Origin of the sequence: Salinivibrio sp. AR640 (genome assembly GCF_001995405.1) — a bacterium.
GTDB classification, from domain to species: Bacteria; Pseudomonadota; Gammaproteobacteria; order Enterobacterales; family Vibrionaceae; genus Salinivibrio; species Salinivibrio costicola.
This window is the reverse complement of the sequence record NZ_MUFD01000016.1, coordinates 63234-77267: the sequence shown is the minus strand read 5'-3', so window position 1 is coordinate 77267 and position 14034 is coordinate 63234. Positions and strand designations below refer to the sequence as shown.

Annotated in this window: 11 protein-coding genes and 1 rRNA gene; 6 read left to right on the top strand and 6 right to left on the bottom strand. The window is 49.4% G+C overall.

All coding sequences use genetic code 11. The features are described from left to right. Positions 1 to 137, bottom strand: a 16S ribosomal RNA gene (locus tag BZG75_RS09655); the annotation flags it as partial. 408 nt (positions 138 to 545) lie between these two features. Next, positions 546 to 1106, bottom strand: a complete 561-nt coding sequence (gene gmhB, locus BZG75_RS09650; protein WP_108742912.1) for a D-glycero-beta-D-manno-heptose 1,7-bisphosphate 7-phosphatase — start codon at positions 1104 to 1106, stop codon at positions 546 to 548. A gap of 120 nt (positions 1107 to 1226) precedes the next feature. Here gmhB and tsaA point away from each other — a divergent pair, with 120 nt between their 5' ends. The 6 genes from tsaA to BZG75_RS09620 all read left to right on the top strand — a co-directional run bounded on the left by tsaA (position 1227) and on the right by BZG75_RS09620 (position 6494). Next, a complete protein-coding gene (gene tsaA, locus BZG75_RS09645; protein ID WP_077576833.1) occupies positions 1227 to 1952 on the top strand; it encodes a tRNA (N6-threonylcarbamoyladenosine(37)-N6)-methyltransferase TrmO in 726 nt (241 codons plus the stop codon). A 44-nt stretch (positions 1953 to 1996) separates the two neighbouring features. Next, positions 1997 to 3712 carry a proline--tRNA ligase gene (locus tag BZG75_RS09640; RefSeq protein WP_077576832.1) on the top strand — a complete coding sequence of 572 codons (1716 nt, stop codon included), beginning with the start codon at positions 1997 to 1999 and terminating at the stop codon, positions 3710 to 3712. 218 nt (positions 3713 to 3930) lie between these two features. Next, positions 3931 to 5061 (top strand): patatin-like phospholipase family protein, encoded by a 1131-nt coding sequence (locus BZG75_RS09635; RefSeq protein WP_077576831.1) that lies wholly within the window; start codon positions 3931 to 3933, stop codon positions 5059 to 5061. 122 nt (positions 5062 to 5183) lie between these two features. Continuing rightward, a complete protein-coding gene (locus BZG75_RS09630; RefSeq protein ID WP_021021983.1) occupies positions 5184 to 6038 on the top strand; it encodes a GGDEF domain-containing protein in 855 nt (284 codons plus the stop codon). A 62-nt stretch (positions 6039 to 6100) separates the two neighbouring features. Next, positions 6101 to 6304 carry a YaeP family protein gene (locus tag BZG75_RS09625; RefSeq protein ID WP_021021984.1) on the top strand — a complete coding sequence of 68 codons (204 nt, stop codon included), beginning with the start codon at positions 6101 to 6103 and terminating at the stop codon, positions 6302 to 6304. 1 nt (position 6305) lies between these two features. After that, entirely contained in the window at positions 6306 to 6494 is a 189-nt protein-coding gene (locus BZG75_RS09620; RefSeq protein WP_077576830.1) for a DUF4250 domain-containing protein, read from the top strand. Between the two features lie 71 nt (positions 6495 to 6565). Here the strand turns inward: BZG75_RS09620 and BZG75_RS09615 are convergent, their stop codons facing one another. The 4 genes from BZG75_RS09615 to dnaE form a co-directional block, all read right to left on the bottom strand. After that, positions 6566 to 7915 (bottom strand): sodium-dependent transporter, encoded by a 1350-nt coding sequence (locus tag BZG75_RS09615; protein ID WP_077576829.1) that lies wholly within the window; start codon positions 7913 to 7915, stop codon positions 6566 to 6568. Positions 7916 to 8109: 194 nt separating this feature from the next. After that, positions 8110 to 9411, bottom strand: coding sequence for a tRNA lysidine(34) synthetase TilS (gene tilS, locus BZG75_RS09610; protein ID WP_199878888.1), 1302 nt, complete (start codon positions 9409 to 9411; stop codon positions 8110 to 8112). Between the two features lie 97 nt (positions 9412 to 9508). Next, on the bottom strand, positions 9509 to 10468 hold the full coding sequence (gene accA / locus BZG75_RS09605) for an acetyl-CoA carboxylase carboxyl transferase subunit alpha (protein ID WP_021021988.1): 960 nt from the start codon (positions 10466 to 10468) through the stop codon (positions 9509 to 9511). A gap of 55 nt (positions 10469 to 10523) precedes the next feature. Continuing rightward, positions 10524 to 14003 carry a DNA polymerase III subunit alpha gene (dnaE, locus tag BZG75_RS09600; RefSeq protein WP_077459726.1) on the bottom strand — a complete coding sequence of 1160 codons (3480 nt, stop codon included), beginning with the start codon at positions 14001 to 14003 and terminating at the stop codon, positions 10524 to 10526. Between the last annotated feature and the right edge of the window lie 31 nt (positions 14004 to 14034).

Below are 14034 nucleotides of genomic sequence, written 5' to 3'. Positions count from 1 at the left end.
CCAGCCGTTACTCACCCGTCCGCCGCTCGACGTCCAGTAAATCCACCGAAGCTTCAATACTGCCGTTTCCGCTCGACTTGCATGTGTTAGGCCTGCCGCCAGCGTTCAATCTGAGCCATGATCAAACTCTTCAATTAAAGTTTTGGTGTTTGCTTTTCCTAAGAAAAGACAAACGGCTCGATAAATACTGTTTTGTTCATCTCTTGCGAGACAAACGAATTGACTGTGCCGAACAACGTAAACGTTGTTTCGTATTGGTCACTCAGTTCATCGAATAAATCTTTTTGTCTATTCTCAACGAGTGCCCACACAGATTGCATAGGTCAAATTGTTAAAGAGCGCCGCTCATCGTTGAGCGGGAGTGGCATAATACGCCACTTTGGCATTGAGTCAAGCATTTTGTTTTGCTTGTCTGTGTTGCCGTTGTTAGCTCGGCTTGCCGTGCCAACGAGAAGCGAATTATAGAGAGTTGTTTTTTTGATGCAAGTGTTTTTGTTCAAAAAAATCTAATCGCACAACTTTTCGCCGCATCGTTAAATATACGTTTACGCTTCGGTATCTTTCAATGCATCCGGCACATCGGCAATCGATACGAGGACCGCGGTCGCTAACGCCATCCCTTCTTCGGTAACGGGCTTCCCTGAACGAACCAGAAAACGCGTTTCGATGCCTGCTGCTTGAGCGGCTTTCATGTCATCTGCTTTATCACCCACCATCACAGAGCGAGATAAATCAATATCAAGCTCTTTCGCTGCCTCTAAGAGCATACCTGGTTTAGGTTTTCGGCAGTCACAATCAAGTTGATATTCACCGATGCCGTCTAGTGCATGATGCGGACAATAGTAGATGCCATCGAAATCGACACCTTTATCGGCAAAGTTCCAATCCATCCATTCTGTCAATTGTAAGAAATCTTCTTCGCTGTAGTAACCCCGAGCAATGCCCGCTTGATTAGTGACTAACACTAAAAGATATCCTTTTTCTTTTAACGCGCGGCACGCCTCAAACACACCGTCAATGTATTCAAAGTTATCGATACTGGCCACATAACCGTGGTCAACATTCACCACGCCATCACGATCGATAAAAATTGCTGGTAGCCTCACGCATTTTTCCTCTTCATCAATAGTCACCAGATTATGTCACGCTCAAGACTGACTTGCATCCATACTCCCCGTCTCTTTCGCATGCTAGTATAGCGGCTTTATTGTCGGGTTTATTCGTTTATGCGCTCCCCATTTTCTATCACGCCGATCGGCACGCTCCTATCACCGTTTAAAGAAAAGTTTGCTGTTCCTCGCCAACCGGGGCTGGCACCGAGTGCGCTTGCCCACCTTAAATTACACGATGACGCGAATCAGATTGAGGCTGTCCGAGGCATCGAACAGTATTCCCATCTATGGTTGCTCTTTCTCTTTGACCAAAACTTAGAGAAAGGATGGCGACCGACAGTGCGTCCCCCTCGTTTAGGTGGGAATGAACGTATTGGCGTCTTTGCTAGCCGAGCGACGTTTCGCCCTAACGGTATTGGCATGTCAGCCGTCGAGCTGGTTGATGTGTCACAGAATAACGGGCAAGTCACCTTAACGCTGCGCGGCTGCGATCTCGTCGATCAAACACCTATCATCGATATCAAACCCTATATTCCCTACTCAGATAGCATAGTCGATGCCCAAGGCGGATTTGCTCAAACCAAACCAACCCCAATGGACGTCCGTTTTTCTGACAACGCATTACAGGCTTTATCTCAATCTCCTCATCAAGCCTACCATCAACGCGTGATTAGCGAAGTATTAGCCCAGGATCCTCGTCCTGCTTATAAACAGGGTAAAAAGGATGATAAATGTTACGCCGTACACCTTTTTGATTTTAACGTGCGGTTTTATGTACAACCTACGCAAATCCTGGTCGTGGCGGTAGAAGCTTTTGTCGAAACTCCCCCACACTGTTAATATGTTTGGACTTATTGAACGCCAATTTCAACGGATAACTTTAAATGCGTACCAGTCAATATCTGCTTTCTACCTTGAAAGAAACCCCTAGCGACGCAGAGATTGTCAGCCACCAGCTGATGCTGCGCGCGGGCATGATTCGAAAACTTGCCTCTGGCCTTTATACTTGGTTGCCTTCGGGTGTCCGCGTACTTCACCATGTTGAACGCATTGTGCGCGAAGAAATGAATCGAGCCGGTGCCGTTGAGACCATGATGCCCGTTGTCCAACCTGCTGATCTTTGGTTAGAGACGGGGCGCTGGGAGAAGTTTGGTCCTGAGCTACTTCGTATTGCTGACCGCCATCAGCGTGATTTTGTCTTAGGCCCTACGCATGAAGAAGTGATTACGCACTTGGCTCGTAATGAAATTAATTCATACAAGCAACTGCCGCTCAATCTTTATCAAATCCAAACCAAGTTCCGTGATGAAGTACGTCCAAGATTTGGTGTTATGCGCTCACGTGAATTCACAATGAAAGACGCGTACAGTTTTGATATTGATAAAGCAGGCATGGAACAAAGCTACGAGAAAATGCGTGCGGCCTACTGTGCCATTTTTGATCGTATGGGGCTGGATTATCGTGCTGTGTTAGCAGATACCGGTGCGATTGGTGGGTCAGCATCACACGAGTTCCATGTCCTGGCCGACAGTGGTGAAGATCTGATTGCATTTTCAACCGAGTCCGACTACGCGGCAAATATTGAAAAAGCCGAAGCTTTGGCACCTAAAACGCAGGCTGATGCACCGACCCAAGAAATGACGCTCGTCGATACTCCTGATGCGAAAACCATCGCTGAGTTGGTTGCGCAGTTTGAGCTTCCGATTGAAAAGACGGTAAAAACTTTATTTGTCAAAGCCTCTGACGAGGTAGAGTCTGATCTTATCGCCCTAATCATCCGTGGTGACCACGAGTTGAATGAAGTGAAAGCAGAGAACCTACCACAGGTTGCTGCACCACTTACCTTTGCGACTGAAGAAGAAATCCGCGCACTGGTTGGAGCGGGTCCTGGCTCTTTAGGGCCTGTCAACTTACCGTCTCCTTTCATCGTTGACCGCAGTGTGGCAGTCATGAACGATTTTGGCGCAGGTGCCAATATCGACGATAAGCACTACTTCGGGATCAACTGGGGACGCGATGCGACGCTTGACCAAGTTGAGGACCTACGTAACGTTGTCGAAGGCGACCCTAGCCCGTGTGGCAAAGGAACGCTGATGTTTAAACGCGGTATTGAAGTCGGTCATATTTTCCAGCTTGGTAATAACTACTCGCAAAAAATGAATGCCGGCGTGCTTGGACAGGATGGCAAGAACGCGATGCTAGAAATGGGCTGTTACGGTATCGGCATTACGCGTGTGATTGCTGCCGCCATCGAACAGAACCATGACAAAAATGGCATTATCTGGCCCGATGCCCTTGCGCCATTTAAAGTTGCCATTGTACCGATGAATATGCATAAGTCTGAGCGCGTACGCGAAGCAGCAGAAGCACTCTATGCTGATCTGACTCACGCTGGTATCGATGTATTATTCGATGATCGTAAAGAGCGCCCAGGCGTCATGTTCTCCGACATTGAACTTGTCGGTGTTCCTCACACGATTGTTATCGGAGAGCGCAGCATGGATAACGGAGTGTTCGAGTACAAACACCGTCGTGATGGCGAGAAAGTGCCTTTTGCGATTGACGATGCACTGACTTTCATTCAATCAAAACTCGCTTAAATAGCGCGTGATGGTTGCATTCAATACCCCGTTTTAGCGGGGTATTTTTTTGCTGATTTGTTGCCAACCGGCCTCACTGATTACAAAGCCCTCTATTCAACGCAGTCACCATCCGCAATGTTTAAAAGATTGAATGTTGGAAAGAGTGTGACAATGACCATGCATCGGCGCACACAGGCTGTCTATAATCAAACTGTTAGCGCGAGGATGAGATATGTATGGCCAAAAGCAAACCTAAGACAGCTTTGGTGCTGACTGGCGGTGGGGCCCGAGCCGCTTACCAAGTTGGTGTGTTATCGGCGATCGCGCAGTGGTATCCGCGCGTGCATACTAGCCCGTTTACTATTTATTGTGGCACATCAGCCGGTGCGATTAATGCCGTCTCCCTTGCGAGCCATGCGTCATGTTTTCGACTAGGCGTCAAAAAACTGTCGTGGCTATGGCGCCGATTGAGTACGTCTCGTGTCATTGCGAGTCACCCCAGCGCATTGATTGGCCACCTGTTGTCACAAACCGGGCAACGTTTTCAGTCTCACTATCAACCTCCCATTCCCTTTGGCTTACTGAATAACCGACCTTTACGCTATCTGCTTAATCAAACCATTAACTTTAATAAACTTAATTATCAGCTCCTAGCTGGGCACTTACACGGGCTATCCGTCACCGCCTCTAACTATCAAACCGGCCAGTCAGTCAGCTTTTTCCAAGGAGATCCGGAGATTCCGCCTTGGGTACGTGCCCGTGCGGTGGGCCGCCGCAGTCAAATATCAACAGAACACTTACTCGCTTCTTCCGCTATTCCGTTCATGTTTCCAGCATCTAGAATTGGCCATGAGTTTTACGGTGACGGTGCCATCCACCAGATCGCACCTTTGCGGCCAGCGGTAAAAATGGATGCAGAGCGTATCCTCATTTTAGATTTGACCACTGGGATCCGGCAATCTGCTCAAATAAATCATGCAGCTCCTGGGCTAGCAATGCTCGGCGGCCACCTGATGAATGCCATTTTCGCCGATACACTGTCTGCAGATTTGGAGCACCTTCAACGACTTAATCAAGTAGCTAGTGCGCTGACGCCATCACAGCAGCAACAGTTGGGATTACGCCATATTGATGTCTTACATCTGCGTCCTTCTGAGCCTTTTGAGCCCCTAGCCAAGCGTTTTTACCCACATATGCCGATAGCCTTGCGGAGTTTACTCAAATTATTAGGCATCAATGCCGGTCAAGATGCGACCCTAGCGAGTTATTTGTTATTTGAGCCGGCATACCTTCGCCAGTTGATTGACATTGGTTATCGCGATGCACACAATCATCAGTCTGATATTCTTTCTCTACTGACCGATTAATTATCTAAAAAACAACATGCTTATTAGCCTCTCCTCACCATGATTAGGATGAATATTAAAGGCTGGCATGATTTCTGCTTTACCATTACAAACACACACGATTGTAGAGTTGTTATCCTTTAATGAATGCCTCGCACATAAAGCAGTATACAAAGGCTGATTCCCCCCCGCGGATTATTCCGTTGGGCGCCGATCAGCGCTTGTTGTTGCTGCAAAAACTGCAAGGCCACCTTGATATAAAGGTCCTGTTCGAGGTCTATGCGCGCCAATTAGAAAAACATATCGATATCGGTCGGATTATTTGGGAGCACGATGACATCTCCAATATCATTCGCCGTGGTGAGCAACATACCTTTCGTCAAACGTTTTCAATCAAGTTCAATAAACAGCCGCTTGGTGTCCTTCAATATTCGACACCTTATAAGCTCGACCGAGACGAAATTAGCTTGTTACACACCTATCACAAGTTATTAGCCGGCCCGCTTAATAATGCCGTTGAGTATACGCGTGTGAAAAATATGGCGTTACTTGATGGTTTAACAGGCTTACACAACCGTACGAGCTTTGAGCAGGATCTTCAGCATGCGGTTGCTGTATGCGAGCGAGAAAATATCGGCCTTGTGATGGTGATGTTCGATATGGACAACTTTAAACAAGTCAATGACACCTATGGTCATTTGGACGGCGATAAAGTGTTACGCCGCTTTTCATTGCTGGTTAGGGAAGCGGTAAGAGGAAGTGATCGCTGCTATCGACTGGGCGGCGATGAGTTTGCCGTCATCTTACAGCCCGCCAGCCAAACGTCAGTCAAGCGAGTCACAACACGCGTTAAACAACTCGTTGGCCAAGACCACCTGCTATCCAGCCATCAGATCAGTGCCTCGGTCGGATTTTCTGAGTATCGACAAGGCGACAATAATCTCTCTCTTTACGAGCGTGCTGACCAGAGCATGTACCGCCAAAAGCGCGCACGTTAATACTTTCCTCCTGCCGGTCAGATTGGTTATAGTGCTCCTTATCATCACTTGAGGAGACAATCATGAAAGTTGCAGACTGCTGTGATCTTATTCGCCAACGCTATGCCGAAATAGGCAGTGGTGAGCAAGGCTATATTCCCGCGGCGATCCACTGCGCGATCAACACCCTAAACGACGTTGCACAAGATCCGTCGATTCCTCAGTCACGTCGCGACCAAGCTGCATTTGCAGCCGCCAATTTATTGATTAGCGATCACGAGGATTAAGATGGATTTAAACAATTACGCGACCATGGATCCTGTGATGCTGATGAGCATCATCAACATGAAGCTGCGTGATGAATTCGATGGCTTGGACGATTTGGTTCGCTATTACGAGATAGATAAAGCCGCTCTCTGTGCTCGGCTTAAAGACGCGGGCTTTGACTACCTGGAAGCAACGAAACAATTTCGGTAATCAGGATTAAAACGAGAAAAGCGGACATGGTGTCCGCTTTTTATCTCAATTCACCCTGTGAGCGTGTTCGCTTAACCCAGTGACACCCACAACACGGTTGCCACCAAAATAGGACACACGAACTTCACATAGGCGGGCCAAATTTTCCAAAAAAGGCTCTGTTCAATCTCTTCATAGCCCTCACGTAAAGCAGACAACTTACGGTCACGCGCCCAGATCCAGCCACCAAATAAACAAAACAATAAAGCAGCAAAAGGCTGGAAGTATTGCGTCGCTACTTTTGCCACTAACCCGAACAAAGTACCAAAGTGGAAAACAATCACTGCACTAAACGCCGCAATCAAGCCGCCAAGCACCCAGCTTGTCAATTGACGATTTGATCCTAACCGCTCGCTAGCAAGTGCAACCGGACACTCGAGCATAGAAATAGAAGACGTCAGTGCGGCAATCGTCATTAATAAAAAGAAGACCAAAGACACATAAGGGCCAGCAGCACCTAAGCTTTCAAACAGCAAGGGTAACACGGTGAATACTAAGGTATCGGCGCTAAGTAAGCTGCCATCCTGAGCATAGATTTCGACGCCCTGATGCATCGCCACAAACATCGCTGGCAATACCACTAACCCCGCAACCACCGCCACCGCAGTATCCACCAAGGTCACACTCAAGGCCATCTTCGGCAAATTCTCTTTCTGGCTAAGGTAAGAGCCATAAATCAACATCGAGCACCCACCAATCGTCAGCGAAAAGAACCCTTGCCCCATCGCGGCTAGCAACAAGTCTTTGTCCATGATCTTGCTAAAGTCTGGGATGAGATAGTGCTTTAGTCCTTCTGTCGCGCCTGGCAATGTCATGATGTAGATGAACATGGCGGCAAATAAGACAAATAGCGCAGGCATCAAACGCGTTGACCAGCGTTCGATCCCTTGCTTGACCCCGGCTTGGACGATAAAAATAGTCAAAACATAAAAAAGGATAGCACCAAACAGGTTACGCGACGCCGAAAAGCCTTTTAACCAAGCCGCTGTATCGGTAAATTGCAGGATCTCTGCGACCGCGGCGAGCAAAAATGACACTAACCAACCACCAACGATGCTATAAAACGCTAACACCATACAAGGCACCGCCAGGCCAATAAGACCCACACCACTGCCTAAGCGCTTCATTAGTGGGTTGTCACTTAATGCACGCATACTATCTAGCGGGTTAGCTCGACCATGACGGCCTATCGCCATCTCGACCACCAGCATCGGAAACGCGACCAGCAGAATCATCAGAAGATAGACGAGCAAAAAAGCGCCCCCGCCATTACTGGCCGCTTGTGTCGGAAACCCCCAAATATTACCGAGCCCAACCGCAGCCCCTGCTGCAGCGAGAACGAAGCCAATTCTAGTACCGAATAACTCGCGACTTGATGCCATTACCACTCACCTCATGTATCATTAGACTAGTACATTAAGTAATTCGGGAAAATTAAGCAAGCCCGGGGCGCTTAACTGCTCAATTAATCATCACTAGACGGGCATGCTATTATGCCGCCATGATGCGCGATGTTTCTTTTGTCCTCGGTTTAACGGAGTAAAAATAGGTAAACATCCGTTTGCAAAGACTAACGCTAACGTTGCCAAACGAGTCGCCATTGCTGACCACTCGCCCCTAGACGAACAAAATGGTCAGCCACCGCTACCACGCCCTGATCGTCACAGACAATAGGTTGCCGACGACGTAACCAACTTGGGATCGCCGCCTCTTGATAAAGCTTCTTTAATTTTCGCCGCCCTTGCCGCCCAACAGGATGCATTGCTAAGCCACTCGGATTAAAGTGGACCTTGAGCGTTGAGGTTAATGGTCCGAGCGCTAAACCTGGCGCTGTCGCCTCAAAGGGCAACAAGTGCAACTGTCCAAGCCCATCGGGTAACGTCAGGGGCTGCTCCAGTGTTAACTCTCCTTGCCACTGCGATAAGTCGGCACAAGGTGTGACGACATAAAGCTGTTGCTGATAGCGACGAATACTGACATCTGCGATCGTCAAACACGGGTTAGCGTCTTGTTTGGCGTGGATCACGTCACGGATAAGCACCTGTAACTGCGCATAAGTGAGCACCAACTTATATCGCTTTAGCCAATGACGGAGCAGCGCATGCGCCATGGCAGGATCCGCTTGAGGGAGTACCGCGATCGGTAACGCGCCTGAGTCACTAAGTGCATTTTCCACTATCGGCGCGATAAAACGCGTCAGCAGTGAGGATTGCTCTGCACATAGGCGCTGTGTGCGTTGAACGGCTTGTCGAAAGCCAGGCCAGCGCGCATCGGCTTGCGGTAACCAGTGCTGACGTAAGAAGTTGCGATCAAAGCGAGTTTGCTGATTGCTAGGGTCATCAATCCAACTCAGCCCATGGCTGCTGGCATAGCTTGCAAGGGCAGCACGTGATTGGGCTAAGAGGGGCCGCACGAGCCAGCCCTGCCCTAATGGACGCACCTCGGGCATCCCTGCTAATCCGTCGAGGCCACTGCCACGCTTTAGCGCGAGGAAAAATGTTTCAACCTGATCGTCACCATGCTGCGCCGTCAACACTAAACCTTCCGGCTCTAGATGTTGTTGCAAGGCCTGATACCTTGCTTCACGCGCGGCGTGTTCAAGACTGAGCGCACTGTCGAGTTCAACATGCTCAATTCGACAGTCAAAGCCCGCTTGTGCAGCCCAGTATTGGCATTGTCTCGCCCATTGTTCAGCCTGCAGTTGCAAACCATGATTAACGTGGACCACCCGATAACAATGCTGAGGATGCTGATCACGATACTGAGCCAACAGTGCAAGCAGCACCCGAGAGTCCAGACCACCGCTTAATGCGAGAATGATCTGCCGTGGCGTCGTGGTTAACGGTGCCAAACAATCACAAAGTTGTTGGTAAAGCATAGGCATTCACTGTCGATATAATCCGCCATTGTTGCTGGCCGCTGCTAAAAAGAAAAGGGCCCGAAGGCCCTTTTATCCCTATAAATACCATAACGGCTTAGCAATAACCGTAGTTCAATAAACGCTGGTAACGACGATCGCGCAGGCTTTCCGTATCCAAGCCTTCCAAATCAGCCAGCTGGGCCAACAAGGTGTCTTTAATACGCTCTGCCATTGCGGTTAAATCGCGATGGGCGCCCCCAAGTGGTTCGCTAATCACAGTATCAATTAAACCCAGCTCTTTAAGCCGTGGCGCTGTGATCCCCATTGCATCCGCCGCTTGAGGGGCTTTTGCTGAATCACGCCAAAGAATCGACGCACATCCCTCAGGCGAAATCACCGAATAGGTTGAGTATTGCAGCATGTTGACGTAATCGCCTACGCCTATCGCTAACGCTCCTCCAGAGCCTCCTTCACCGACCACATTACAAATAATGGGGACAGTTAACCCAGCCATTTCTTTAAGGTTTCGAGCAATCGCTTCCGACTGGCCGCGCTCTTCCGCGCCCACACCAGGATACGCGCCGGCGGTATCAATAAAGGTGATCACAGGAATATTAAACCGTTCCGCCATCTTCATCAGGCGTAATGCTTTACGGTACCCTTCTGGTTTTGGCATTCCAAAGTTACGTTTTACCTTTTCGTTAGTATCACGCCCTTTTTGGTGACCGATCACCATCACTGGACGTCCCTCAAGACGCGCCAATCCACCGACTAATGCTTTGTCGTCGGCATACGCACGATCGCCGGCCAGCTCATCAAATTCGTGAAAAATCCGGTTCAGATAATCGTAGGTGTAAGGGCGTTGTGGATGACGCGCCAACTGCGCGACTTGCCAAGCACCTAAATCAGCAAAAATCTTTCGAGTAAGCTCAACGCTTTTGGTTTCCAGCTGCTCGATTTCTTTATCTAAGTTAACCGCGTCTTCTCCGCCACGCTTGGACACCGCACGAAGGGCCTCAATTTTGGCTTCTAATTCTGCGATCGGTTTTTCGAACTCTAAAAAATTAAGACTCATACCAAGAGAATCCTATTGGTCACCGCCAGTGTACGCGATACGTCACCAGCCTGGCTTAGTTAAACTCTAATTCGACTTGATCATTACCGAGCAAGCCTTTCAAGGTGTCGATTAATTCATCGGTTGGCGTCACACGCCATTCCGCGCCTAAACGCAACCGAGCACGCGCATCATCACGCTGATAATAGATATTCACCGGCACCGTACCCGAACGATACGGCGCCAGTGCATCATGAAATCGTTCAAAAAAGGGGGCCTCTATTTGCTTAGATGACATCGATATGCCCAAACAACGCGCGTATTTTTCCCGCGCTTGGCTAATGTCCATCAATTCACGGGCGGTCATTTTAAGCCCCCCGTTGAAGTCATCAAAGCTGACCTGTCCTGAGACCACCAGAATGCGATCTTTCTCCACTAGATCAAGATATTTGTCGAGCACGTCAGAAAAAAGCATCACTTCCATCCGGCCCGAACGATCATCCAGGGTCAGTATCCCCAGCCGAGAGCCGCGTTTGGTGGTCATGACCCGCGCTGCAATCACCAACCCTGAAACGGTCGAGATCACATCGCGTTTAGTTGCGTGCGCATCTTCCAGCCGCCAGGTCACATAATTTTTCAGCTCTTTGCGGTAACTATTAATGGGATGACCGGTTAAATACAACCCTAGCGTTTCTCTCTCTCCCTCTAGCCATACTTTATCTGGCCAAGGGGCCGCATGCGCGTAGGCGTGCTCAACTTCTTCAGGGGCATCAGTTAATACCCCGAACATATCGGTTTGCCCATATGCTTCAGCTTGATGGTGTTGGCTCGCGGCGCGAATTGCTTCATCGACAGACGCCATCATCGCAGCACGATGTGGCCCCAGTTTGTCCATAGCACCGGCGCGGATCAGCCGTTCAATCACACGTTTGTTGACTTTTTTAGTATCAATTCGAGCACAAAAATCAAACAAGTCTCGGAAATAACCGTCTTGCTCGCGAGCGGCGACAATTGTATCAATAGGGCCTTCGCCAACCCCTTTAATCGCCCCAATACCGTAGACAATCTCACCTTGGTCATTCACGGTAAAATGATGCAGACCCGCATTCACATCGGGCGGTAACACCGTCAGCTTCATGCGGCGACACTCTTCAACCAGCCCCACGACTTTATCGGTGTTATCCATATCAGCGGTCATCACCGCCGCCATAAACTCAGCGGGATAGTGCGCTTTTAGCCACAATGTTTGATAGGAAACTAGCGCATATGCCGCTGAATGCGATTTGTTAAAGCCGTAACCGGCGAACTTTTCTACTAAGTCGAAGATGCGCATCGCCAGCTCGCCATCAATGCCGTTGGCGATCGCCCCTTTCTCAAAGATTGCACGCTGCTTGGCCATTTCTTCGGGCTTTTTCTTACCCATGGCACGACGCAGCAAGTCTGCACCGCCAAGAGTATACCCCGCTAGCGTTTGCGCAATCTGCATCACCTGCTCTTGATAGAGAATGATGCCATAAGTCGGCTCAAGCGTTTCTTGCAGTGACGGATGTTGCCACTTCTCATCGGGATAAGAAACCTGCTCTCGGCCATGCTTACGGTCAATAAAGTTATCGACCATCCCTGATTGCAACGGGCCCGGCCGGAACAACGCCACCAAAGCGATCATGTCCTCAAAACTATCGGGCTGAAGACGCTTGATCAGCTCTTTCATGCCACGCGATTCCAGCTGGAAAACCGCGGTCGTCTCGGCTTTGCGCAGCATCGCAAAGGATGCCTGATCAGTCATCGGGATCGCGGTAATATCAATCGGATCCAGCCCTTTGGCTTTCAAGCGAGGATTGATCATGCCCAACGCCCAGTCGATGATCGTCAGGGTTCGCAGGCCCAGGAAATCAAACTTCACCAAGCCTGCGGTTTCAACATCATTTTTATCGAACTGGGTAACAGGGTGGTGTCCCTCGCTATCACAATAGAGTGGCGAGAAATCGGTAATCGTCGTGGGCGAAATCACTACCCCGCCCGCATGCTTACCCGCGTTACGTGTGACCCCTTCCAGCTTCCGCGCCATGTCGATCAGCGCTTTGACTTCTTCATCATTGTTATAGACTTCGACCAGCTGGGGCTCTGCGTCAAAGGCTTTCTCAAGGGTCATCCCTGGATCAGGAGGCACAAGTTTAGAAATGCGATCAACAAAGCCGTAAGGGTGTCCCAACACCCGACCTACATCGCGAATAACCGCCTTGGCCGCCATGGTACCAAAGGTAATGATCTGAGATACCGCATCACGTCCGTACATTTCGGCGACATGGTCGATCACCAGATCGCGTTTATCCATACAGAAATCGACATCGAAATCCGGCATCGAGACACGCTCGGGATTCAAGAAGCGCTCGAAAAGCAGATCAAATTGCAGCGGATCCAGGTCGGTGATTTTGAGGGCATACGCAACCAATGAGCCAGCGCCCGAACCGCGCCCTGGACCAACGGGGATATCGTTATCTTTTGACCATTGGATAAACTCCATGACGATCAAAAAGTACCCGGGAAATCCCATTTGGTTAATCACGCCAAGCTCACGCTCTAAGCGTGCGTCATAGTCGGGTCGTCGACGTGCTCTTTCTGCTTCATCAGGAAACAAAAAGGCGAGACGTTCTTCCAACCCCTCTTGCGAGCGTTTAACCAGGTACTGATCAATGTCCATTCCCTCGGTCGGGAAGTTCGGTAAGAAGTATTCGTTTAGCCGAACAGGCACATTACAGCGTTTGGCTATTTCAACACTGTTGGTGAGTGCTTCGGGAATATCCGCAAACAGCTCACACATTTCTTGCTCAGTGCGTAAATACTGCTCTGCACTGTAGTGTTTAGGCCGACGCGGATCATCGAGCGTAAAGCCATCATGAATCGCGACGCGAATTTCGTGAGCATCGAATTCATCGGGCGAGAGAAAACAGACTTCATTGGTCGCCACGACAGGTAAATCATGCTCGGCAGCAAAGTCGACCGCAAAATGGAGGTAGCTCTCTTCATCTTGGCGTCCGGTCCGCACCAACTCCATATAGTAAGCGTTAGGAAAGTACCGCTGGTAGAAGTGTGCGCACTGTTCGGCGAGCGCTTGGTTGCCTTTCAGTAAAGCACGACCCAAATCACCACGACAGCCGCCAGATAGCACAATTAGGCCTTCGGCATGGTCAACGAGCCATTGTTGATCAATCACAGGACGATGCTGCACATGGCCGCGCAAATACGCTTTGGAGATCAGTAATGTCAGGTTTTTGTACCCAACTTTATTGGTGGCAAGCAGGGTTAGCTGACATAACTCATCGCCAAACGCATCAGACTGAACATTAAAATCTGCCCCGATAATGGGCTTAACACCCACATTGTTCGCAGTGTTATAGAACTTAACCAACCCACATAAATTACTGAAATCGGTGAGTGCCATCGCAGGCATGCCCATTTCCGCCACTTTTTTTACCAATGGCGGCACTTTGGACACTCCATCAACCATGGAGTAATCACTATGAATGCGTAAGTGGACGAAACGTGGCTCAGACATAAAACTCGCTACTTCACTATGATTGGCTGAG

Excerpts from the sequence above, each read along its gene's own strand:
- BZG75_RS09620 (WP_077576830.1), top strand. The coding sequence starts at position 6,306 with ATGGATTTAAACAATTACGCGACCATGGATCCTGTGATGCTGATGAGC.
- BZG75_RS09615 (WP_077576829.1), bottom strand. The coding sequence starts at position 7,915 with ATGGCATCAAGTCGCGAGTTATTCGGTACTAGAATTGGCTTCGTTCTC.
- accA (WP_021021988.1), bottom strand. The coding sequence starts at position 10,468 with ATGAGTCTTAATTTTTTAGAGTTCGAAAAACCGATCGCAGAATTAGAA.
- tsaA (WP_077576833.1), top strand. The coding sequence starts at position 1,227 with ATGCGCTCCCCATTTTCTATCACGCCGATCGGCACGCTCCTATCACCG.
- dnaE (WP_077459726.1), bottom strand. The coding sequence starts at position 14,003 with ATGTCTGAGCCACGTTTCGTCCACTTACGCATTCATAGTGATTACTCC.
- BZG75_RS09625 (WP_021021984.1), top strand. The coding sequence starts at position 6,101 with ATGAAAGTTGCAGACTGCTGTGATCTTATTCGCCAACGCTATGCCGAA.
- BZG75_RS09630 (WP_021021983.1), top strand. The coding sequence starts at position 5,184 with ATGAATGCCTCGCACATAAAGCAGTATACAAAGGCTGATTCCCCCCCG.
- tilS (WP_199878888.1), bottom strand. The coding sequence starts at position 9,411 with ATGCTTTACCAACAACTTTGTGATTGTTTGGCACCGTTAACCACGACG.
- BZG75_RS09635 (WP_077576831.1), top strand. The coding sequence starts at position 3,931 with ATGGCCAAAAGCAAACCTAAGACAGCTTTGGTGCTGACTGGCGGTGGG.
- BZG75_RS09640 (WP_077576832.1), top strand. The coding sequence starts at position 1,997 with ATGCGTACCAGTCAATATCTGCTTTCTACCTTGAAAGAAACCCCTAGC.